We start from the raw sequence: 23,426 nt of genomic DNA on the forward strand, positions 1-23,426 counted from the left end.
ACTAGAATTGGTTCTCGATACATCCCGATATACATCGGGACACTCGAACTGACGATATGTTATATTCAAAATTTGACCTTTTGAGTAATTAAGGGGCCACACACATCGAGGGCTGAGGTTCTGGAAGCCAAAAAAGGGAAGTTCTAAAGTTATACTTCGACAGGCCCAGTATGACATCATAACTCCTGCAGTAAAATTATGGACTAATTAAATATTGGAATTCTTAATAAACTCGATAATATCTTGTTTAGAATCTACTCCTATTTTTTTACGAATACGAGAGCGTGCAGATTTAATAGCAGAAACGGTATTGTTTTGTAGTTTGCTAATTTCTGTGGCATTAAGTCCTAAGGTCATTAAACATAGTAGCTCTTTTTCTTTTTCTTTTAAATCGGGAAATTTATTATCCAAAATCACTTTAAAATCCATACTTACCGTATCTATATAAGATTTTAAATCCGTGATATTAGTTTTTGTTGCTTTTTCCGACAGTAAGGATGCTGATAATGATTGTAAGGCAGTTTTACGTTCTTTTTCGTTTTCTAGTTTGATAATCTCCTTAATATCGCCCAAGGTTTTACTCAATACTTCTTGTCGTAAAGAATTTTCTATAACCGCATTTTTCAATTCTTTTTCTTTGGTAACTAATGCCAATTCTGCTTTTACCTTTTCCAATTGCTCAGTTGCTAACTCTTCATTCGATAAGGCTATTCGTTGCTTCGCGTTTTTACGTGTCAACCAGAAAATAATACCTCCCAAGATGGTGGCAATTACAAAAAGTAATAAGTACAATTGCTTCTTAGATGTTTCATTTTCCAATCTTAATTCACTTGCTTGCTTTTCTTTATCAAATTTATAATTGAGTTCTAATTCTGTAATACGCTTGGTTTTTTCTGTATTATTAATAGAATCATTATACATTTTATAGATCTTGTAATCTTGTAACGCTTGCTCATACGCTCCTCTAGTTTCATTCAGATTACTTTTGCTATAATATTGTGTTCTTAATAGTCCATTATTTTTAATCTTTTTAGCTTCTGCAATAGCACTATCTAAATATGGAACCGCAGTGTCATATTGTTGTAAAGCATTGTATAACACTGCTACATTTAAATAACTTACGCTTAACTCATTCAAATCTTTTGCTTTTTTAGAAATACTTATGTTTTCCTTATAGATCTGAATGGCTTTATCATATTCTTTATTTGAGTAATATAATAATGCTAAACTTCCATTCGCTTTTGATTTTCGAAGATCAGAACAGGGTAAATCTTTTACTATAGCTATATGGAACCTGCAAGAATCTAATTGTTTATTTTGATAATAAGTAACTGCCAACATGTGATGAGAAAGCGCAAGATCTTCCACATCCACCAGGTTTTCTTTGATGTGTATAGATTTCTTCAGATATTGTTTTGCTTTATTATATTCTTTTTGACGTCTATAAAACATTCCTAAGTTGTGAAATGTTAATCCAATATTTGTAGAATCTTGCAAGTTCTGACTGAGATCTAAAGCTTCCAAATATGATGCCAATGCCTCTTCTGTTTTACTTTCCTTAGTATCCAAAATACCAAGATAATTTAGTGCAGCGGCTTTAGCACTTTGATAGTAAACCCCTTTTTTCGTTTTAACGGTTCGCAATACATCTTTGAGGATAATCCTTGTAGTATCTACATTAGATGCAAGTAATTGTTTTGCCAAGTCTATTTGAAAGCGAAGTCGAGTAGAATCAGTAGTCGCATTTTCGATCTTATCCTTTAATTGATTTGCTATACTATCATGAGATTGAGCATAGCTCTGCATCATACAAAGAAAGAAAAAAATAATAGGGTATAGTAGTTTCAAAGGGAGTATCAGGTTTTAATAGTATGTGACAAAAGGTTTATTAGTTTCAAAAATACAAGATAATTTATTTGCTACCACAATGAAACCCTTTTGACACCTTTTTGCTACCCCATTTCTAATTCTTTCATAAAAAATCCCGATACATATTCGGTATCGGGATCAAGATATCATAATTATTTTTTCTTAGTTGATTACCATTTTTCTAGTATCTACTTTTTTGTTATCGGTAAATAACGTGTAAAAATAAGTTCCAGAAGCAAGTCCATCGCTATTGATATGCAATTCTCCTTCTCCCACTTCTCCAATCTCAATGGTGGAAACAACTTGCCCACTCGTATTACTGAACACAATTGAAGCCTTGCGTACATTTGTTGGAATATAATATTTTATGGAAGACGTAGCATCAAAAGGATTAGGAATGTTTTGGTATAACACTGCCTTTTGATTTGCTCTTCCTCCTACATCACCTATTCCTAAAGTATGTTCCAAATTGCTCAACCTAGTTTCTATATCTGTCAATAATGGAGATAAATCTACCGTTACTGAAGCACCATTTTGAATTTCTATAGTAAGATCTGTACCGCTTAGACTAGCAGAAGTTAAATCTTGTCCATCTGTATTTACAAAGGCTGAAAAATCCACTGTATTTCCATTGCTGATACTTAAGGTGCTATCAGTTAAATCCAAAATTTGACTATCAGTTCCGGTTCCATCTTGCAATGCAGAAAGATCAACCGTATTTCCATTACTAATGCTTAGCGTAGCATCAGTTAAATTTAATGTTTGGCTATCGGTTCCCGTTCCATCTTGTAGAGCAGATAAATCCACTGAATTTCCATTACTAATACTTAAAGTATTATCAGTTAAATCCAAAGTTTGATTATCAGTTCCTGTTCCATCCTGTAACGAGGATAGATCTACTGTATTTCCTCCAGAAATTGATAAATCTGTTTCATTTAAACTTAACCGCTGACTATCGGTATTATCTAAATAACCGGAAAGATCAACCGTAGAGGCATTACCCGAAATGCTTAAAGTATTGGTGGCTAATGATAATGCTTGCGCATCCGTATTATCTAAATATCCTGATAAATCTATTGAAGTTGCATCATTTGTTAAACTCAACGTATTATCTGTTAGCGTTAAATCCTGACTGTCTGTATTGTCCAAATAACCCGAAAGATCAACCGTAGAGGCATTACCAGAAATACTTAAGGTATTGGTGGCTAATGATAATGCTTGCGCATCCGTATTATCTAAATATCCTGATAAGTCTATTGAAGTTGCATCATTTGTTAAACTTAGAGTATTATCTGTTAGCGTTAAATCCTGACTGTCTGTATTGTCCAAATAACCTGAAAGATCAATCGTAGATGCATTACCAGAAATACTTAAGGTATTCGTTGCTAATGATAATGCTTGCGCATCCGTATTATCTAAATATCCTGATAAGTCTATTGAAGTCGCATCATTTGTTAAACTCAACGTATTATCTGTTAGTGTTAAATCCTGACTGTCTGTATTGTCCAAATAACCCGAAAGATCAATAGTCGATGCATTACCAGAAATACTTAAGGTATTCGTTACCAATGACAACTCTTGCGCATCTGTATTATCTAAATATCCTGATAAATCTACAGTTTTAGTTGCCTCAGCATCATCTTGTAACGATAATTCAAGAACATTATCATTTAATTGAAAAACGTCAATGATTTGGTCGTCGGTATCCGTGTCAACATCTTGAGTAGAATTTATCCATCCCGTACCATTCCATATAAAAATAGATGATAAATCTGTATCATATACCAATAATCCTGCATCTGTAGTGGTTAATGCATTTCCACTAGCAGCTGTTGTTACCATAGCGTTACGTTGCGCTGTAGTAAGTCTATTGACTAAAAACCCTTTATCTGTATCTGCTAACTCTAAAGATGCATTTTGATTGGCTGCTACCGTACCGATACCCACACTTAGTCTATTAGTAGCTGTATTACCGCCAAGTGCCATGGTATTGGGGGTAGTAATGTTCACATTATGGCCTAGAGCCACCGAGTATTGTTGGTTAACTTTACTAAACGCGCCAATTACAATCGCTCCTGTATTTCTTCCTGTAGATTCTGCCTCATGTCCTATAACTACCTTCTCTGTTCCTTGTATATTTACTGAACTTCCCATAAACACATTCCGTTCATTTCGTATACTCCCCGATGACCCGACTTCTAAAAAATCTGCATTCCAACCAATCCCTACATTGTCCGAACCATATCGATTTGTTCCCCCTGCGGTAGCTCCTAGATATGTATTTCTGTTAGAACCGTTAGTTCCTCCTACTCTATCATTCTCGAAACCTGCTCCATAACCGACAAAAGTGTTTCCATGAGCATTATCGCTATTTGCTCCAGCAGCAAACCCTAAAAAAGTATTGGCACCACCCGAAGTATTATCAAGACCTGATCCTGCACCCAAAAAAGTATTTCCAATCCCTGTAGTATTGGTTTCTCCACTAGAAGCATTACGATAATATATATCATAAGAAGTATCAATAAGCGCTAATTCGGTATCGACATTACTCGGAGCTTTACCTCCGACAAACGTATTCCCTGATGCTGCAATATTATTATACCCTGCTCGTCTTCCTATAAATACATTATCAGATCCGGTAGTGGTATTTCTACCTGTATCTTCTCCCATAAATACATTACGATCACCTTCTGTAAGTTTCCAACCTGCCTCTTCACCTATAATCGTGTTGTCATAACCTCCTGTTAGATCTTTACCTGCCTCTGTCCCAATAACTACATTGTCGTTACCTATGTTATATCGGGCTACAGAGTTACCTATATAGACATTATCATAGCTATTTGTTGTTTGGTCTGCAGCAAACATCCCTATAATGGTATTGTCATAATCACTATTATCTAGACTTGCTCCTGCCAAACCTCCAATCAATATATTTCTATAACCAGTAGTTAAGTATCCACCAGCGCCCGGACCAAAAATAAGATTCCAATCCCCTGAGCTTATTTGTGAACCCGGAGTATATGATTCACTTCGATCATAAGGTGCAGGAGTATGAGTACTAATATCCTCCTCAGGAATTATACTTGCTCCGCTAACCTGATTATTGGTCTGTGCTTGAAATTGAACTGTGTAAAATATAAAGATTGTTGCTGTAAAGTGTAAAAGTCTTTTCATACTAGGGCTTTTAAATTGCACGACAAAATTATAGTAACAGCTTAGAAAAATAATGTGAAATGGGGTTGCAAAAAGGTGTCAAACTTGATTTTTGTTGGGGGATTATGTAACTAAACTATCTCTACAGATACAATCAAAATAGAAAAGCAATCAAACTCATAATGAAAGTCTTTATTTTTTCATTTTCTTAGAAAAGATACCCTTTATGAAACAATTTTTAAAAATTTCACAAGAAATCCCTATGCTGAATATAAATACCTATATTTATCCACCAAATGAATGATTATTTATGAATGCAACATATAAGGTAAAAGTAAATAAGGATTTTGAATATACTATAGACCAGGAAGAAGTCTCCAAAACGGATATGATCCAGACTTCTGATTCAAAATTTCATCTTCTCTATAAGAACAAATCGTATCATAGCGAGATCATCCAATCAGATTTCAACAATAAAAAATACAGCATAAAGGTAAACTCCAATACGTATGAAGTGGACATTGCTGACTCATTGGATTTGATGATTGCAGAAATGGGATTTTCTGTGGGTGCTTCTAAACAAGTAAACTCTATCAAATCTCCAATGCCAGGATTAATTATTGATATTCAGGTAGCGGTTGGACAAACGGTTGAAGAGGAAGACTATCTATTAGTTTTGGAAGCTATGAAAATGGAAAATATCATTACTTCGCCAAGAGCAGGAACTATTAAATCCATCGAAGTCTCAAAAGGCGATGCTGTGGATAAAGGAAAATTATTAATCGAGTTCGAATAAGTAGCTAGTGGCAAAAAATAAATTTCTATGTCAAACTGAGCTTGTCGAAGTTTTTATACACTTCAATTATTAAAGTTCTTCGACAAGCTCAGAATGACAACTTAGATGTCATGTTTTTTGTCTTTTAAAGAAAGTCTAAACGATTATGAAAAAAATATTGGTCGCTAATAGAGGCGAGATTGCTATACGGGTAATGAAAACGGCTAGCAAAATGGGGATTAAAACGGTAGCTATCTATTCTACTATAGATAGGAATTCACCTCACGTGGCATTTGCCGATGAAGCCGTTTGTGTTGGTGAAGCTCCTTCTAGTGAATCTTATTTATTAGGAAATAAGATTATTGAAATCGCCAAAGAATTAAACGTGGATGCCATACATCCTGGATATGGATTCTTAAGTGAAAATGCGGAATTCGCTTCGGAAGTAGAAAAGAATGATATCATTTTTATTGGACCTAAGTCCAAAGCGATTGAAGTTATGGGAAGTAAGCTAGCGGCAAAAGAAGCGGTTAAAGCATATGACATCCCTATGGTACCAGGTATCGAAGAAGCGATCACAGATCCTGAAAAAGCTAAAGAAATTGCCAGAGAAATAGGGTTTCCTATTTTGATCAAAGCTTCTGCTGGTGGTGGTGGAAAAGGAATGCGTGTAGTAGAAAAAGAAGAAGACTTAGAATCTCAAATGCAACGTGCCATTAGTGAGGCTGTTTCTGCCTTTGGTGATGGTTCTGTTTTTATCGAAAAATATGTAGGTTCTCCAAGACATATCGAGATTCAGGTGATGGCTGATACGCATGGAAATGTATTACACTTTTTTGAAAGAGAATGTAGTGTACAAAGAAGACACCAAAAAGTAGTGGAAGAAGCTCCTTCTGCTGTACTAAGTCCAGAATTAAGAACTAAAATGGGAGAAGCTGCGGTTAGAGTAGCCAAAGCTTGTGATTATGTTGGTGCGGGAACAGTAGAATTTTTATTGGATGAGCAACATAATTTCTACTTCCTGGAAATGAATACACGTTTACAGGTAGAACATCCTGTTACTGAATTGATCACTGAAGTAGATCTTGTAGAACTACAGATCAAAGTTGCCAGAGGTGAAAAGTTAAACATCAAACAGGAAGATTTAACCATTAAAGGACATGCATTAGAATTAAGAGTCTATGCAGAAGACCCTATGAATGATTTCTTACCAAGTGTTGGAAATCTGGAAACCTATCAAATACCCGTTGGTGATGGTATTCGTGTAGATAATGGGTACGCAGAAGGAATGGATATTCCTATTTACTATGATCCAATGCTATCCAAACTAATCACGTATGGAGAAACACGAGAAGAAGCAATCGAATTAATGATCAAAGCTATTGATCACTATCAAGTAAAAGGTGTACAGACTACCTTATCCTTTGGAAAATTTGTATGCCAACACGAAGCCTTTAGATCAGGAAATTTCGATACTCATTTTGTAAAGAAATATTATACTGCTGATGCTCTGAAAACAGAAATGGAAGAAGAAGCCAGAATTGCTGCATTGATAGCATTACGACAATATCAAGAAGATCAAAAACAATTAAGATTACCAACACACTAGATATGGACTCAAAAATAAAAGTTTTACAAGAAAAAATTGATCAGGCACATCTTGGTGGTGGTAAACAACGTATCGAAAAACAACACCAAAAAAAGAAACTAACCGCCAGAGAACGTATTGCATACTTCTTGGATGAAGGGTCATTTGAAGAAATTGGTATTCTGGTTACTCACAGAACTACTGATTTTGGTATGCAAGATGAAGTATACTACGGTGATGGTGTCGTTACCGGTTATGGAACTGTAAACGGACGATTAGTCTATGTTTTTGCACAAGATTTCACCGTATTTGGAGGAGCACTATCCGAAACACATGCCGAGAAAATCTGTAAGGTTATGGACTTAGCAGTTAACGTGGGAGCGCCAATTATTGGACTAAATGATTCTGGAGGTGCTAGAATTCAGGAAGGAGTACGATCTTTGGGTGGATATGCAGACATTTTCCATAGAAACGTACAAGCTTCTGGTGTTATTCCTCAGATCTCTGCCATTATGGGACCTTGTGCTGGTGGTGCCGTATATTCTCCTGCAATTACTGATTTCACATTAATGGTAGAAGATACTAGTTACATGTTTGTAACAGGACCTAATGTAGTAAAAACTGTGACTAATGAAGAAGTAACTTCTGAAGAATTAGGAGGCGCAAGCACACATTCTACAAAATCTGGTGTAGCACATATCACTTCTTCTAATGACATTCAGTGTTTAGAAGATCTTAAAACATTACTAAGTTATTTACCACAAAACAATAAAGAAACAACAAAAGCATTACCGTATACCTTAGGTGACGAGAAAAGAGCTGTTCTAGCTGATATCATTCCGGACAATCCTAACAAGCCTTATGATATGCATGAGGTGATTGGTGGAATTATTGATGAAGATTCTTTCTTTGAAATTCATAAAAACTACGCCGAAAATATTATTGTAGGTTTTGCCAGAATTGGAGGTAAAAGTGTTGGTATTGTGGCGAATCAACCTATGTTTTTAGCAGGTGTTTTAGATGTAAATAGTTCTAAAAAAGCTGCTCGTTTTACACGTTTCTGTGATTGTTTCAATATTCCTTTATTGGTACTAGTGGATGTTCCAGGATTTTTACCTGGAACTGATCAGGAATGGAATGGAATTATTGTCCATGGAGCTAAATTATTATATGCCTTAAGCGAAGCTTCTGTTCCTAAGGTAACCGTAATTACGAGAAAAGCCTACGGAGGAGCTTATGACGTAATGAATTCTAAACACATTGGCGCAGATCTTAATTTTGCTTGGCCAACTGCCGAAATAGCGGTTATGGGTGCCAAAGGAGCTAGTGAAATTATCTTTAGAAAAGAAATCAAAGCTGCGGATGATCCAGCGGCAAAATTAGCAGAAAAAGAAACTGAGTATGCAGATACCTTTGCGAATCCCTACAGAGCCGCACAGCGCGGATTTGTAGATGAAGTGATCTTACCAGAAGATACCAGAAGAAAATTGATCAAAGGATTTAGCATGCTGGAAAATAAGGAGATCCATCAGCCAAAAAGAAAACACGGTAATATTCCTTTATAAATAAATTTCTTGGGGAGAAGTCACGAACATTTTCCTATTTTTACGATAAAGTAATTATAGGAAAATGCCCCCATGAATAATAGACAACTCACTAAATTTGCGATCTATGCCATTGCTGTTCTTTGCGCAGCTTTGATTAACGAATTTGTTATTAAACTTGTAAAAAAACAAATTCATGAACAAGGCTATCTTTTGGTGCTCATCGATATGCTAATCGTAGTATTGATTTTTGCACCTGCTTTTGCTTTAGTTTCTAAATACACTAAAAAATTATCCAAAGCTTATTTAAAAACTTCCAAAAAGGTATCCAGTAGTAAAAATGGAAACTTATTAGGGTTTACCGTAGCTATGATTATTTTATTTGTTCTTTTCGCGTATTTACGCCATAATATTAATGTTATTCAGGATCTAAAAACCATCATTTAGCAACAAAGGTGTAACCGAAGTGGTTTAAACTGCATTCAAAAAGTTAAAATATTAAGTTTTTTTCACCAACTAGGGGTACTTGTTAAGTACCCTCCCTCTACTTCTGAAGTCCCCTCTCCCTACCTCATTACTAAGATGGTCGAAGCTAAAAGGGAAGTCTCACTTTCCTCTAAGCTTAGTGTCACTTTGCTTTTTACTAGGTTGCACCAAGCTCTAAGGTACCCTAACCCACTATTGGAAGTACCCCTCATAATCCTTTCACAAACAATGCCCCACCTATATAAGTACCCCTTTGTATTATATCTTACATGAAACCCATACCTATATATATACCCTCTCCCCACTTAGATAAGTGGGTATTTAGCCATTTGAGTCTGTTTTTGTTAAAAAAATATTAAGGATTGATCTATTCTAGTACGATCAAAAAATTATACATCACATATTAGTATTCCCTCTTTTAGAGCTGCAAGATTATCCTCATAAGTAGGGATAAATTCTTGGGCTACATATCCTTTGAATCCAGTATCCACAATTGCTTTCAAAATTGCAGGATAATTTAATTCTTGTGAGTCATTTATTTCATGTCGTCCCGGCACACCTCCTGTATGATAGTGCGCTATATACTCTTTGTACTTTCTAATGGTAGCAATAATATCTCCTTCCATAATTTGCATGTGATAGATATCGTATAACAATTTAAAGCTATCAGAACCTATCTTATCCACCAATTGAACACCCCAAGGAGTATGATCACATTGGTAATCTACATGATCAACCTTACTATTTAACAATTCCATGATTAACGTAATATTATTCTTCTCCGCATGCTTCACCAAAGGTGCTAATCCTTTAGCACATTGCTCCCATCCTTCTTCATCAGAGATCCCATTCTTATTTCCTGAAAACACAATCACCTGTTGTACTCCTACATGAGAAGCTTTGGAAATAAGCTCTATATATTGCTTTTGTAATTTTGCATGATTCTTCTCATCATTAAAACCCTCTGTAATACTAGCAAATGTATCCGTAGCTACAGAACAAGAAAGTCCTTTTTTTTGCACTACTTCCCATTCTTCCGGTTTTAAAAGATCAATAGCCTTGATCCCAATGCTTTTACACTTTTCTGCGAATTCTTCTAATGGTATACTCTGATAACACCATCTACAAACTGCATGATTTACATTTCCTTTTAATCTATCCGAAAAAGTTCTCGAAAAATCTTGTGACATCGTTCTTCCAAACGCTGAACCACTGATACTCAATGCTCCAAAACCCAGAGACATATTCTGAATTGCTTTTCTTCTATTTAGCTTAGCCATAACCCCAAAATTGAATAGTTCATAAAACACAGCTAATTTAATTAATGATTTGTTAATTTTATTGTTAATACAGAAACAAACTTCTTATATTAGAAGCGAAATTGTGCAAACAATAGCAATTGAATTATGAAATTCTAATTTTTCATTTTTCAAAACACCTTTCTTCGAGAACAAGAAGAAAACAGACAAACAAAAAACTACTATCAGAGCGTACTCAATCAAGCAATGATCGGCTTGATTCGAGATTAATTTATTTTAACATAAAATGAGAAGATTGATCGCAATCTCTCATCTTTTAATGTAACGTATAGACTGTCTGTAAACATCAAAAAAAGTATGGAACAAGAACCTCAATTTGACGCTATTGTCGTTGGAACAGGAATTAGTGGTGGCTGGGCTGCTAAAGAACTTTGTGAAAAAGGTTTAAAAACACTCGTATTAGAAAGAGGTCGTATGGTAACGCATATCGACGATTACACCACTGCTAATGATGATCCGTGGGATTACGAATTTAAAGGAGAACCCTCTCGAGAAGAAATTGCCGAACAACCTAAACAACATCGAACAGGGTATGTTACTGATAAAGCACACCGTCACTTTTTTGTAAATGATCTTAAACACCCATACAATGAAATTAAACGTTTTGACTGGATTAGAGGATATCATGTTGGTGGAAGATCACTCATGTGGGGAAGACAAAGTTATAGACTGTGTGATTTTGATTTTGAAGCCAATAAGAAAGAAGGAATTGCTGTAGATTGGCCAGTACGCTATAAAGATATTGCACCTTGGTATGATAAAGTAGAAGAGTTTATTGGTGTTAGTGGAGAAAAATTAGGTTTGGAACAATTACCCGACGGACAATTTTTGCCACCCATGGAATTAAACTGCGTAGAAGAGCATCTAAAAAAGAATATTGCAGAGAATTATGAAGATCGCTTACTTACTATTGGTAGAACCGCTCATATTACCGGAACCAAGACTTTTGAGGGCAGAATGAACTGCCAATATCGTAATCGATGTATGCGTGGATGCCCATTTGGAGCTTATTTTAGCAGTAATTCATCCACTTTACCAGCTGCAGAAAGAACAGGTAATATGACTTTGCGACCCAATTCTATCGTACATCAAGTACTCTATGATGATAAAACTGGAAAAGCTACCGGAGTAGAAGTCATTGATACACTTACTAAGGAGAAAATGCAATTTACTGCAAAAGTTATTTTCTTATGTGCTTCAGCCATTGCTTCGGCAAGTATATTAATGCAATCAAAATCAGAACGTTTTCCGAATGGAATGGGAAATGATTCTGGAGAATTAGGGCATAATATTATGGATCATCATTTTAAAGCTGGAGCTGTTGGAAAATATGATGGCTATAAAGACAAGTTTTATAAAGGAAGAAGACCTAATGGTATTTACATTCCACGTTTTAGAAACATTGGTGGCGAAACAGATCAAGAGAATTTTAAAAGAGGTTATGGATATCAAGGCGGAGCTAGCAGATCCAACTGGGAAGAAACTATTGCTGAGCTTGGTTATGGTGCCGAATTAAAAGAAAAAATATTAGAACCTGGAGGATGGCGATTCGGACTAATGGGATTTGGTGAGTGTCTACCCTATCACGAAAATAAAATGACGCTCGATTATGATAATCTAGACGAATGGGGATTACCTACCGTAACATTTGATGCCGAGTTTAAAGAAAATGAGCTAGAGATGCGTAAGGATATGATACAACAGGCAATGGATATGCTTTCTAAAGCAGGATTTACAGATATACAGCCTTGGGATGATATTGGAGCACCTGGTTTAGGAATTCATGAAATGGGAACAGCTCGTATGGGAAGAGATCCTAAAACGTCTGTACTTAATGGAAATAACCAAATTCACGCAGTTCCTAATGTTTATGTTACCGACGGCTCTTTTATGACCTCAGCGAGTTGTGTAAATCCATCACTTACGTACATGGCTTTTACGGCTCGTGCAGCAAATCATGCCGCAGAACAAATTCAAAAAAACGCTTAATCTAAGTATTATGAACAGAAGACAAGCATTAAGAAATATTGGACTATCAGCAGGATATATCGCTGCTACTCCCACCCTTTTCAGTCTATTGCAAAGCTGTAAAAAAGAGTACATATTGGATTGGACACCAGAACTATTATCTGTGGATGAAGGAAAAGCCTTAGATCACATCGTGGATCTTATCTTACCAGCTACAGATATTCCTGGTGCAAAAGCATTACACATCCCAATGTTTATTGATAAATTTATCAATAGGGGTATCGAAGAAGCTGAAGAAACACAGATGTTTAAATACGGTGCTGGTGTGATCATGAAAGAATTAGGGGTTAGCGAAGAAAAAAATATCGACGATGTTACCACAGAAGAATATGATGCCTTGTTAGCGAAATACTTAAAACTTCCTAAAGAAACCCGAAAAGCGCACTGGGAAGAAATTTCTAAAGTAAAAACTCCTGAGGATTTAGAAAATGTATCTCGAGAAGCCATATCATTTATTTTCTTATCTTCAGTAAGAGATATTTCTATTTTAGGATTTAAAACCTCAAAAGAAATTGGCAAAAACGTATTAAACTACCTCCCTGTTCCTGGAGAATATATCGGTTGTGATTCTGTTCAAAATCTTACCGGTGGAAAGGACTGGGCTTTATAATTATTACCTAACTAAATTTAAAATTATGTACAAAACAATCTTTAAGGGGCTTATATGTATGCTTATTATTAGTTCCTGCAAGAATACCTCTAAAGAAACTACCATAACCGAAACCCAAGAAGAAGAAACCATACAAGAACCGCCGAAGGAACCAGAACCTATCTTTGAGTTATCCTTAGCACAGTGGTCGCTTCATAAAGAAATCCAATCCGGAAAATTAGATCCTATGGATTTTGCAAAAAAAGCAAAAGAACTTGGTTTTACCGGTATTGAGTATGTAAGCCAGTTATATACTCATCTATATAAAGATGCAGGCGACCCAGAGAAGGAATTACATGAGATTCTAAATGCGCTAAAAAATAAAAGTGATCAGTACAATGTCCAAAATCTACTTATCATGGTAGATGGAGAAGGTGATCTAGCCGTTCTTGGTGAAAAAGAAAGAAACCAAACCGTAGAAAACCACAAGAAATGGGTAGATGCTGCTCAGTTTTTAGGATGTCATTCAATACGAGTAAATCTATTTGGCATCAATGATCCTGAAAAATGGGTAGAAGTAGCAACTGATGGATTAAAGAAATTATCGGAGTACGCAGCTACTAAGGGTATCAATGTAATTGTAGAAAATCATGGCTATTTATCATCTGATGCATCTTTATTAGTAAAAGTGATGCAAAATGTAAACATGAAAAACTGCGGAACACTTCCGGATTTTGGAAACTTCTGTTTGGAGCGTGAAGGCGGTGCACGATGGGGTGCCAAATGTGTAAAAGAATATCCAAAATATAAAGGTATCGAAGAAATGATGCCTTTTGCCAAAGGAGTGAGTGCTAAATCCTATGATTTTGATGCAGATGGAAATGAAACTACTATCGACTTTAAAAAAATGATGGATATCATCAAAACTGCAGGATATCAAGGATATATTGGGGTTGAATATGAAGGAGAACGACTAAGCGAAATTGATGGCATCATTGCCACCAGAGATCTATTAATAAAGCTATCTAAGTAACCTGGTAATCGTTCTTAAATTATGAAGAAATTTATTCAATTTCAGTTATCTCTAATGATGTTTTTAGAGTTCTTTATCTGGGGTGGTTGGTTTGTTACTATGGGAATCTATTTACCTAACTCTCTCGATACTAGTGGTGGTGAAATTGCGATGGCCTATTCTACACAATCGTGGGGCGCTATCATTGCTCCTTTCATTATCGGGCTTATTGCTGATCGTTTTTTTAACGCAGAACGTATTTTGGGAGTACTACATCTCATCGGAGCATTGCTAATGTATCAAATGTCTAACGCTACTGATTTTTCGGTATTCTTTCCCTATGTTTTGGGATATATGATTGTATATATGCCAACATTGGCATTGGTAAATTCTGTATCGTTTAACCAAATGACAGATCCGGCGAAACAATTCTCTTTTGTAAGAGTATTTGGAACTGTTGGATGGATTGTTGCGGGCTTAGTCATTAGTTATGTTTTTCATTGGGATTCTCCAGAAGGTGTAGCTAATGGAATGCTGAAAAACACCTTTTTAATGACAGCAATTGCATCTGCAATTCTAGGAGTTTTTAGTTTTACATTACCCAAAACACCTCCAAAGGTTGGAAAAGATCAGAAAGTAACTATTTCTGACATTTTAGGGCTGGAGGCAATCAAACTGCTAAAAGACAGAAACTTTCTCATGTTTTTCTTAGCCTCGATATTAATCTGTATTCCTCTTGCATTCTATTATCAACATGCTGGACAATTCTTAGGTGAAATTGGTGTTAGCAATCCTGCTGGTAAAATGACTATTGGTCAAATATCCGAAGTACTGTTCATGTTACTTTTACCGTTTTTCTTTAAACGTTTTGGTTTCAAGAAAACATTAATCGTTGGAATGTTAGCTTGGGGAGTACGATATCTATTATTCGCCTACGGAAATTCGGGCGAACTTGCATTTATGCTCATTGTTGGAATTGCGCTACATGGTATTTGCTATGATTTCTTTTTTGTATCTGGACAAATCTATACAGACTCTAAAGCAGGAGAAAAATTTAAAAGTGCTGCACAAGGTTTAATTACACTAGCGACTTATGGATTAGGAATGCTTATTGGGTTTTATGTAGCTGGAAAAATTACGGATGCTAATGTAATCGCAGATGGAGAACATAACTGGAATAGCATTTGGATATTCCCAGCAATTTTTGCAGCTGCAGTAATGCTATTATTTGCTATCTTCTTCAAAAATGAAAAAATAGAATATAAAGAAAGCTAACTATGACTAAACTTAAAATGGGAATGGTCGGTGGCGGAACAGGATCCTTTATTGGAGATGTGCATCGCAAGGCCGCCAGTATTGATGGAATGGTTGATTTAGTTTGTGGTGCATTTTCTTCTAGTAAAGAAAAAAGTCTTGCTTCTGGGAAAGAACTAGGAATCCCTAATGAACGAGTGTATGGCAGTTTTGAAGAAATGATCCTGGAAGAGGCAAAACTTCCTGAAGAGGAACGAATGGATTTTGTATCTATCGTAACTCCTAATCATATGCACTTCCCTCCTGCTAAAATCGCTCTAGAATATGGGTTTCATGTGATTTGTGATAAGCCACTGTCCTTAACTTTAGAAGAAGCTGTCGAATTAGAAAAAGTAGTTGCATCTACTGGAAAAATATTTGCGCTAACTCATAATTACACAGGATATCCTATGGTAAAACAGGCAAAAGCCATGATCGCCAAAGGAGACTTAGGAACCATTCGAAAAATAAACGCTCACTATCTGCAAGGCTGGCTTTCTACTTCGGTAGAAAAAACTGGTCAAAAACAAGCTGCATGGCGAGTAGATCCAAAGAGATCAGGAATTGGAGGTGCTTTGGGTGATATCGGCACACATGCTGAAAACTTGATTGAATATATTACAGATATAAAAATTGAAGCACTTGCGGCAGATTTAACCGCTTTTGGCGAAGGTCGTAGTCTCGATGATGATGGTAATATATTAGTACGTTTCGACAATGGAGCTAAAGGAATCATCTCTTTTTCTCAAATAGCAACGGGAGAAGAAAATAATCTGGGTGTTAAAATTTATGGTACCAAAGGAAGTGTAGAATGGTATCAAGAGAATCCAAATCAGTTAATTGTTAAATGGTTAGACCAACCCAAACAGATCTATACTCCTGGTGGAAACGGAACGTATCCTGAATCTTCTGACTATGTAAGAATCCCTGCAGGACATCCCGAAGGATATTTAGAAGGGTTTGCTACTATTTATAGAAGTTTTGCCAAAGAAGTCCTTGCGTTTAAAAATGGAAACTCTATTTCAGATCAATTAGATTTTCCAACCGTAGCAGATGGGGTGCGTGGAATGAAATTCATTTATGCTGCCGTAGAAAGTAGTAGTAATAATGCCGCTTGGGTAACATTATGATCCTAGTAAAACGTTTAATGAACCAATCACACACATATACCACCACTAAAAACTTATGACAATGAAGACAATAAAAGGGCCTGCAGTATTTCTTGCACAATTTATGGATGACAAAGCTCCTTTTAACTCACTTGATGGATTATGCAAATGGGCCTCTGATTTAGGATATAAAGGTATTCAAATCCCTACTTGGGAGACCAGACTTATTGATCTGGATACTGCTGCAGAAAGTCAAACCTATTGTGATGAACTCAAAGGTAAGATTGCAGATTACGGATTAGAAATCACAGAATTATCTACGCATCTGCAGGGACAATTGGTGGCAGTACATCCTGCATATGATTTGATGTTTGATAATTTTGCTCCTGACGATTGCAAAAACAATCCTAAAAAACGAACAGAATGGGCGATAACTCAAGTAAAAAATGCTGCAACCGCTAGTAACCACTTAGGAATTAGTGCGCATGGCACCTTCTCTGGTTCTCTTTTATGGCATACGATGCATCCTTGGCCACAACGTCCTGCCGGATTGGTAGAAATGGGATTCGAAGAATTAGCAAAAAGATGGCTACCCATTTTGAATCATTTTGACGAGCAAGGTGTTGATGTTTGTTATGAAATTCATCCAGGAGAAGATTTGCATGATGGTGTTACTTTTGAACGTTTTCTAGAAGCTACAGGAAATCACAAAAGAGTAAACATACTGTATGACCCGAGTCATTTTGTTTTACAACAATTGGATTATATCGAATATATTGATCATTATCATGAATTTATCAAAGCTTTTCATGTGAAGGATTCTGAATTTAATCCCACTGGAAAAAAAGGTGCGTTTGGTGGATATAGTGATTGGATAGATCGTGCAGGAAGATATCGTTCTCCAGGAGATGGACAAATAGATTTTAAGACTATTTTCTCTAAGCTTACCCAATACGGATGTGATGTTTGGGCGGTAATGGAATGGGAATGTTGTATCAAATCTCCAGAACAAGGTGCCCGAGAAGGTGCTCCGTTCATTCAAAGTCATATTATTGAAGCCACGCAAAAGGCATTTGATGATTTTGCTGGTGCTGATATTGACAAAGAACAACTTAAAAAAATATTAGGATTATAATCTAAAAAACTCAAAATGAAGAACCTTATCTATTTTCTTATTATTGGCTGTGTGTTATATGCTTGTGATACGAAACAAAAAGAGACAACTACTATTGCTGAGGAAAACAAGATTGAAGAAGAGATGGAAGAAACTCCTACTCCCACAAAAGAAATTACAGACCCTAAGGAAACTGAAGTTTGGGATCCAGAACCAAAAGCCATTTCTTTTGATTCGATGAATGTTCCATCTGATGCTATTGTACTTTTTAATGGAACAGATTTAGAGCAATGGATTGCGACCAAAGATTCTACACAAGCTGGTTGGACCATCAATCCTGATAAAACCATGACGGTAAAACCCGGAACAGGAGATATACAAACTAAAAGAAATTTTGGTAGTGTTCAATTACACTTAGAATGGAAAGCGCCAGATGTCTTGGTAGGTGATGGACAAGGAAGAGGAAATAGCGGTGTATTTTTTCAGAATAGATATGAAGTACAGATTTTAGATAGTTATCAAAATCGTACGTATGCTAATGGACAAGCTACTGCTATATATAAACAGCACATTCCTTTGGCCAATGCTACCAAGCCCAATGATCAGTGGCAGACTTATGACATCATATTCCATCAACCTGAATTTGAGAATGGTAAAAAGAAAACATCAGGATCTTTTACGGTAATTCATAATGGTGTATTGGTACAAGATAATGTAGAGATTTTAGGAACTACAGAGTATATAGGTCCGCCGAAGAATATTCCTCATGGAGAAGGTCCCATAAAATTACAAGATCATAGCAATCCAGTACATTATCGCAATATATGGATACGCGAATTATAGAAAATTAACCTAGAAATAAAAATCAGTTTATTGATAAACTACGATTACCAAACCAATTTTCTCCAGTATATCGAAATACTGGTTTAATTTTTCTAATTTCTTGATTTAATCTTTCAACCTGATTTTTTTTAACGAAAATTAATCCATCATCCCTTACTACAACATAACCATCTTTATTACGAAGTATTCCTTGAAACCTTAGAGTATTTGAAAAATCATAAATAAATGTCAAAACCACATTAAAATCTTTATCAATAACCTCAAAACCAGTTAGATCAAAATTCCAAGTAAAATAATTATCTTTATTCAATAAGAATTGATTGTCTTCAATTATACCGATAAGTTCTCCATTCTTGTCGTAAAGTTTAGCAGAAATAAGCAAACGATCTGTTGAGTTAATTCTGTAACGAAAATTACAATTATAATCTAACTCTTTAAAAATAAATAAACATTGAAAATCATCACTATAATTCGCAGGGATAGTTGATATTTTAACATCTGAATCTGCAACCCCAAAACTCAAACTTATTCTCCCTTTTTCGTTAAGTTTAGCATTATCAAGCAGAATTCCTCTTACGTTACCATCTTCATTTGAAACAATATATTTATCTGGTGAGAATAAATTCATGATAATTTGAAAAGCATCGGGTACATCAACAATAGCTGATGAAAAACCTAATATCAAAGTCACCACACCTGTTCTCCAGTTAAAAATCTTTTTTTTTCAATGCTGTTTGCAATAGAAAAAATTAGTTTTCCGAAGGCATCTCTTTCCTTTCTTGGTTTTTGCTCTACAATTCCCTCTCAAATTATAAAATGTTTTGTTAAATCTCAATTTAAGAAATCAAAAATAGCAAAATAAAAAACTATTTTTTCCCCAAAAATTAAATATAATAATATTGTCTACAATCATATTCCAAATGCTATTTATTTCGTTAATTATTGAAGAAATAAAATGCTAATTTCTAATTCAAATCATTGGTCACTAAATAAAAGCTATCAGCTATTGAGCATTTATAAATGCTTGAATCTCTTTATCCGTAAAAACGGGATTCGCTCCTTCGCTACCTGCTACCATAGCACCAATAGCGCATGCATAATCTATGGCTGTTTGCGGATTGATTTGTTGGATTAGCTTCGAAATCAAAGTGCCTAAAAAGGAATCCCCTGCTCCTACCGTATCTATTACCTTTACTTCGTATCCAGAATTATTGTAAAAACTATTATTATAAAATAAGGTAGCGCCTTTTCCTCCTTTGGTAATACAAATTTGGGAAGTTTCTGTATATTTTGCTAAAGCTTTTACTTGATCTTCAACTGTGTTTTCTTGTATGTTGAAATAAGTACAGATTTCATCCAATTCTTCATCATTGAGTTTTATAAAATCAGCCTTTTGCATCAGTTCTAAAAGTAAAGCTGCATCATAATGTGGTGGGCGAAGATTAACATCCAATATTTTAAACTTGGCAAGCTCTAACAGCTCCAACAAAGTCTTTCTAGAAACATCATTTCTAGCAGCTAAACTCCCATAAATAAATGCATCCGAAGTGGCTACTTCCTTTTTGAGAGCTTCAGAATTCTCAATAAAGTCCCATGCCACCGGTCTGCTAATCTCATAAGAAGCCGTACCTTTTTCATCCAGTATTACTAAAACTTCTCCCGTTTTATATTCTTGATCCTTCTGAACCGTATCAATAGAAAGACCTTTTTCTAAAATATAAGAAGTAATATGATCTCCTAATTCGTCATCACCGACTCTGGTAATAATAGTGGTATCAATTCCCATAGTTTTTAGACGCAATGCCACATTCAGTGGTGCGCCTCCTATTTTTTTATGAGAAGGAAATATATCCCAAAGTACTTCTCCGAAACAACTTATTTTCACACGTTTAGATTTTAATATTTTTTAATCATTACAAAGTATACACTAAGATATCAATAATTAAGCTTTTCATACAAAAAACAACCCTCAGCGGTTAACTACTCCTCTGAGGGTCTAGGTTGGAGCGAAAAAATTAAACTAACTCAACTTACACTCAATTAACAGCTCCAACTTCTCTTATATATCTTATGTTTCTTTATCTAAAATGGATTCCAACCTGTGCTTGAATAACTAGATAATATTGTTTTTATACTGAATTTAATTTCTCTTTAATCCTATCAATACACGGATTGTTAATACTTCCTATATGTGTATGTTTTGTGTTCTTTTCAGGCTTGTAATTTCCTTTTTCGATATCCTGTCCAATTTTCACGTAGGCATCTCTAAAAGACATCCCTTCCATTACCAACGCATTCAACGTATCTACACTAAACAAATAATCATATTTGGTATCTTCTAAAATACTTTCGTTTACTTTCACATTCTTTAGTGCGTAAATTGCCATCTCTAAAGACGCTTTTAAATCCTGAATTGCTGGTACGATGCCTTCTTTCAATAATTGTAAATCTCTATGATATCCACTGGGTAAGTTATTCATAAGCAAACTCAACTCGTATGGTAAGGCCTGAATCTTATTACACTTTCCTCTTATTAACTCAAATACATCAGGATTCTTTTTATGTGGCATAATACTAGAGCCTGTTGTAAATTCTGAAGGAATACTCATAAAGTCAAAATTCTGACTCATATACAAGCAAACGTCCATTGCTAATTTGGATAAGGTACCTGCCACGCTACTCATAGCAAAAGCAGTAGATTTTTCAGATTTCCCTCTACTCATCTGAGCAGCAACTACATTGTATTTCAATGTTTCAAAATCTAACTCTTTTGTAGTGAACTCTCTATCTATTGGAAATGAACTTCCATATCCAGCTGCACTTCCTAATGGATTCTGATCTACTACCTTAATTGCAGCATTTACAAAATAAAGGTCATCCACAAAGCTCTCTGCGTATGCAGAAAACCATAATCCAAATGAGGATGGCATGGCAATCTGAAGATGTGTATATCCAGGTAGCAACACCTCTTTATACTGCTTTGCTGACTTTAATAAATTTTCAGACAGCTCCTTTACTTGATCTTTTATCTGTTGCAACTCATCTTTTAGATATAAATGCATTGCCACTAACACCTGATCATTTCTAGATCTGGCAGTATGGATTCGTTTACCAGCATCTCCAATTTTTTGAGTAAGCTCAAACTCTATTTTAGAATGCACGTCTTCAAACTGATCTTCAATTACAAAAGTCCCTTGCTCAATTTGTTGTGCCAAGACATCGAGTTCTTTTTCGATGGCAACGATATCTTCATTTGAGAGCAACTGAATTTTATGTAACATTTTAGCGTGTGCTAACGTTGCTTTTACATCATATTTAGCAATTACCAAATCTAATTGTCTATCGTTACCTACGGTAAACACATCTATCTTTTGATCGGTTGGTAATCCTTTATCCCACAGTTTCATTTCGTTTTAGTTATAGTTCTGAGTAGTTAGTTATTAGCCTTTCTAATTTTATATTTAATGTCTTTAAGTTAAGTGTTCTTATTGTCAGTCTGAGCTTGTCGAAGACCTCTAAAAGCTTGATTTTCAATTTCACTTCGACAAGCTCTGTGTGACAAAAAACATAATATCATTTAACTTAACAACATTGATTTTCAATTTATAATTTTACATTTTTAGATGATACCTTCTAATATCTTGATATATAAGGCGACTCCTTCTTTGATTTCTTCTACATAGATAAACTCATTTGCAGAATGCGATCTTGTAGAATCTCCAGGTCCCAACTTTAGCGATGGACAACTTAATACCGATTGATCCGAAAGTGTTGGAGATCCATAAGTGGTTCTTCCTAATGAAATTCCGGAGGTAACAATTGGATGGTCCTTTGGTATAGATGACGACCCTAAATGCAGTGATCTTGGTTTTACCTCAACATGCTGCGGCAAAGAGTTTTTAACTAATTCTAAGACTTCTTCATTTTTATATTTATCATTCACTCTAATATCTACAACCAAATTACAATGAGATGGCACCACATTATGTTGATTACCCGCGTTAATCTGAGTCACAGTCATTTTTACATCTCCCAATGTTTCTGAACTCTTTTCGAATTTGTAATCCTTAAACCATTGAATTACCTTAAGCGTATTATATATTGCATTATCATCATTAGGATGTGCAGCATGACTGGCAGTCCCTTTTACCGAAACATCTAATACCAATAATCCTTTTTCAGCAATTGCTAGTTGCATCAATGTAGGCTCTCCCACAATAGCAAACTCTACATTTTTTAGATATTTCAGAATACTTTTTAATCCTAACGGACCACTACTTTCCTCTTCTGCCGTGGCTGCTATTACAAAATTGTAATTCAGATCTTGTTTGTTATAAAAATAGGTGAAAGTTGCTATTAGAGATACCAAACATCCACCGGCATCGTTACTTCCTAAGCCATATAACTTTCCATCTTCTACAAAAGCCTTAAATGGATCGTTGGTATAATTACCGTTAGGTTTTACAGTATCATGATGAGAATTCAAAAGAATTGTAGGTTTTGCTTCATCAAAATTCTTATTATATGCCCAAATGTTATTGTTCTCTCTTTCAAAAGGTATTTCATATTGATGGAACCAATTTTCTATCAATAAAGCTGTTCCTTCTTCTTCTGAAGAAAAAGATTGAGTTTCTATTAACTGATGCAACAGATCTATTGCTTTTTCAGTTAATTCAGGAATACTTAAAGCTGAATTATTCATAG

18 protein-coding genes are annotated in these 23,426 nt (G+C 35.3%); 11 read left to right on the forward strand and 7 right to left on the reverse strand.

Translation table 11 applies throughout. The features are described 5' to 3' along the window. Positions 1-207: 207 nt before the first annotated feature. Together Q1B37_RS13770 and Q1B37_RS13775 are read right to left on the reverse strand one after the other, a co-directional pair. Positions 208-1,848 (reverse strand): tetratricopeptide repeat protein, encoded by a 1,641-nt coding sequence (locus Q1B37_RS13770; RefSeq protein WP_299899390.1) that lies wholly within the window; start codon positions 1,846-1,848, stop codon positions 208-210. Between the two features lie 183 nt (positions 1,849-2,031). Further along, positions 2,032-5,043 carry a T9SS type A sorting domain-containing protein gene (locus Q1B37_RS13775; RefSeq protein ID WP_299899392.1) on the reverse strand — a complete coding sequence of 1,004 codons (3,012 nt, stop codon included), beginning with the start codon at positions 5,041-5,043 and terminating at the stop codon, positions 2,032-2,034. Positions 5,044-5,332: 289 nt separating this feature from the next. Between Q1B37_RS13775 and Q1B37_RS13780 the strand changes: the two genes are divergently transcribed. The 4 genes from Q1B37_RS13780 (at position 5,333) to Q1B37_RS13795 (ending at position 9,376) form a co-directional block, all read left to right on the forward strand. Next, on the forward strand, positions 5,333-5,818 hold the full coding sequence (locus Q1B37_RS13780; RefSeq protein ID WP_299899393.1) for a biotin/lipoyl-containing protein: 486 nt from the start codon (positions 5,333-5,335) through the stop codon (positions 5,816-5,818). Between the two features lie 145 nt (positions 5,819-5,963). After that, positions 5,964-7,406: an acetyl-CoA carboxylase biotin carboxylase subunit gene (locus Q1B37_RS13785; protein WP_299899394.1), complete on the forward strand. Its 1,443-nt coding sequence runs from the start codon at positions 5,964-5,966 to the stop codon at positions 7,404-7,406. Between the two features lie 2 nt (positions 7,407-7,408). Next, positions 7,409-8,950, forward strand: coding sequence for an acyl-CoA carboxylase subunit beta (locus Q1B37_RS13790; RefSeq protein ID WP_299899396.1), 1,542 nt, complete (start codon positions 7,409-7,411; stop codon positions 8,948-8,950). A gap of 72 nt (positions 8,951-9,022) precedes the next feature. Further along, a complete protein-coding gene (locus Q1B37_RS13795; protein ID WP_299607455.1) occupies positions 9,023-9,376 on the forward strand; it encodes a hypothetical protein in 354 nt (117 codons plus the stop codon). A gap of 428 nt (positions 9,377-9,804) precedes the next feature. On the opposite strand, the gene Q1B37_RS13800 is transcribed toward Q1B37_RS13795, so the two are convergent. Continuing rightward, on the reverse strand, positions 9,805-10,695 hold the full coding sequence (locus tag Q1B37_RS13800; RefSeq protein ID WP_299899397.1) for a TIM barrel protein: 891 nt from the start codon (positions 10,693-10,695) through the stop codon (positions 9,805-9,807). A 336-nt stretch (positions 10,696-11,031) separates the two neighbouring features. Here Q1B37_RS13800 and Q1B37_RS13805 point away from each other — a divergent pair, with 336 nt between their 5' ends. The 7 genes from Q1B37_RS13805 to Q1B37_RS13835 all read left to right on the forward strand — a co-directional run bounded on the left by Q1B37_RS13805 (position 11,032) and on the right by Q1B37_RS13835 (position 18,722). Further along, positions 11,032-12,723 (forward strand): GMC family oxidoreductase, encoded by a 1,692-nt coding sequence (locus Q1B37_RS13805; RefSeq protein ID WP_299899398.1) that lies wholly within the window; start codon positions 11,032-11,034, stop codon positions 12,721-12,723. A gap of 10 nt (positions 12,724-12,733) precedes the next feature. Continuing rightward, positions 12,734-13,372: a gluconate 2-dehydrogenase subunit 3 family protein gene (locus Q1B37_RS13810; protein WP_299899400.1), complete on the forward strand. Its 639-nt coding sequence runs from the start codon at positions 12,734-12,736 to the stop codon at positions 13,370-13,372. A gap of 58 nt (positions 13,373-13,430) precedes the next feature. Continuing rightward, the gene (locus Q1B37_RS13815) at positions 13,431-14,384 is read left to right on the forward strand and encodes a sugar phosphate isomerase/epimerase (RefSeq protein ID WP_299899402.1); all 954 of its coding nucleotides are present in this window, start codon (positions 13,431-13,433) and stop codon (positions 14,382-14,384) included. Positions 14,385-14,405: 21 nt separating this feature from the next. Then, entirely contained in the window at positions 14,406-15,638 is a 1,233-nt protein-coding gene (locus Q1B37_RS13820; RefSeq protein WP_299607463.1) for a nucleoside permease, read from the forward strand. Between the two features lie 2 nt (positions 15,639-15,640). Then, entirely contained in the window at positions 15,641-16,786 is a 1,146-nt protein-coding gene (locus Q1B37_RS13825; RefSeq protein WP_299899404.1) for a Gfo/Idh/MocA family oxidoreductase, read from the forward strand. 61 nt (positions 16,787-16,847) lie between these two features. Further along, positions 16,848-17,900 (forward strand): sugar phosphate isomerase/epimerase, encoded by a 1,053-nt coding sequence (locus Q1B37_RS13830; RefSeq protein ID WP_299607467.1) that lies wholly within the window; start codon positions 16,848-16,850, stop codon positions 17,898-17,900. 15 nt (positions 17,901-17,915) lie between these two features. Beyond that, entirely contained in the window at positions 17,916-18,722 is an 807-nt protein-coding gene (locus Q1B37_RS13835) for a DUF1080 domain-containing protein (RefSeq protein WP_299899406.1), read from the forward strand. 22 nt (positions 18,723-18,744) lie between these two features. Here the strand turns inward: Q1B37_RS13835 and Q1B37_RS13840 are convergent, their stop codons facing one another. The 4 genes from Q1B37_RS13840 to Q1B37_RS13855 form a co-directional block, all read right to left on the reverse strand. Next, the gene (locus Q1B37_RS13840) at positions 18,745-19,413 is read right to left on the reverse strand and encodes a hypothetical protein (RefSeq protein ID WP_299899408.1); all 669 of its coding nucleotides are present in this window, start codon (positions 19,411-19,413) and stop codon (positions 18,745-18,747) included. Between the two features lie 312 nt (positions 19,414-19,725). Continuing rightward, positions 19,726-20,607 carry a carbohydrate kinase gene (locus tag Q1B37_RS13845; protein ID WP_299899410.1) on the reverse strand — a complete coding sequence of 294 codons (882 nt, stop codon included), beginning with the start codon at positions 20,605-20,607 and terminating at the stop codon, positions 19,726-19,728. 244 nt (positions 20,608-20,851) lie between these two features. Beyond that, a complete protein-coding gene (gene argH / locus Q1B37_RS13850) occupies positions 20,852-22,129 on the reverse strand; it encodes an argininosuccinate lyase (protein ID WP_299899412.1) in 1,278 nt (425 codons plus the stop codon). A 212-nt stretch (positions 22,130-22,341) separates the two neighbouring features. Then, positions 22,342-23,424 (reverse strand): M20 family metallo-hydrolase, encoded by a 1,083-nt coding sequence (locus tag Q1B37_RS13855; protein ID WP_299900054.1) that lies wholly within the window; start codon positions 23,422-23,424, stop codon positions 22,342-22,344. Positions 23,425-23,426: the final 2 nt, after the last annotated feature.

Source organism: uncultured Aquimarina sp., from assembly GCF_947492965.1.
GTDB lineage: Bacteria > Bacteroidota > Bacteroidia > Flavobacteriales > Flavobacteriaceae > Aquimarina.

Coding starts and splice junctions, on each gene's coding strand:
- Q1B37_RS13775 (WP_299899392.1), bottom strand. CDS start 5,043: ATGAAAAGACTTTTACACTTTACAGCAACAATCTTTATATTTTACACA.
- Q1B37_RS13780 (WP_299899393.1), top strand. CDS start 5,333: ATGAATGCAACATATAAGGTAAAAGTAAATAAGGATTTTGAATATACT.
- Q1B37_RS13785 (WP_299899394.1), top strand. CDS start 5,964: ATGAAAAAAATATTGGTCGCTAATAGAGGCGAGATTGCTATACGGGTA.
- Q1B37_RS13790 (WP_299899396.1), top strand. CDS start 7,409: ATGGACTCAAAAATAAAAGTTTTACAAGAAAAAATTGATCAGGCACAT.
- Q1B37_RS13795 (WP_299607455.1), top strand. CDS start 9,023: ATGAATAATAGACAACTCACTAAATTTGCGATCTATGCCATTGCTGTT.
- Q1B37_RS13800 (WP_299899397.1), bottom strand. CDS start 10,695: ATGGCTAAGCTAAATAGAAGAAAAGCAATTCAGAATATGTCTCTGGGT.
- Q1B37_RS13805 (WP_299899398.1), top strand. CDS start 11,032: ATGGAACAAGAACCTCAATTTGACGCTATTGTCGTTGGAACAGGAATT.
- Q1B37_RS13810 (WP_299899400.1), top strand. CDS start 12,734: ATGAACAGAAGACAAGCATTAAGAAATATTGGACTATCAGCAGGATAT.
- Q1B37_RS13815 (WP_299899402.1), top strand. CDS start 13,431: ATGCTTATTATTAGTTCCTGCAAGAATACCTCTAAAGAAACTACCATA.
- Q1B37_RS13820 (WP_299607463.1), top strand. CDS start 14,406: ATGAAGAAATTTATTCAATTTCAGTTATCTCTAATGATGTTTTTAGAG.
- Q1B37_RS13825 (WP_299899404.1), top strand. CDS start 15,641: ATGACTAAACTTAAAATGGGAATGGTCGGTGGCGGAACAGGATCCTTT.
- Q1B37_RS13830 (WP_299607467.1), top strand. CDS start 16,848: ATGAAGACAATAAAAGGGCCTGCAGTATTTCTTGCACAATTTATGGAT.
- Q1B37_RS13835 (WP_299899406.1), top strand. CDS start 17,916: ATGAAGAACCTTATCTATTTTCTTATTATTGGCTGTGTGTTATATGCT.
- argH (WP_299899412.1), bottom strand. CDS start 22,129: ATGAAACTGTGGGATAAAGGATTACCAACCGATCAAAAGATAGATGTG.
- Q1B37_RS13855 (WP_299900054.1), bottom strand. CDS start 23,424: ATGAATAATTCAGCTTTAAGTATTCCTGAATTAACTGAAAAAGCAATA.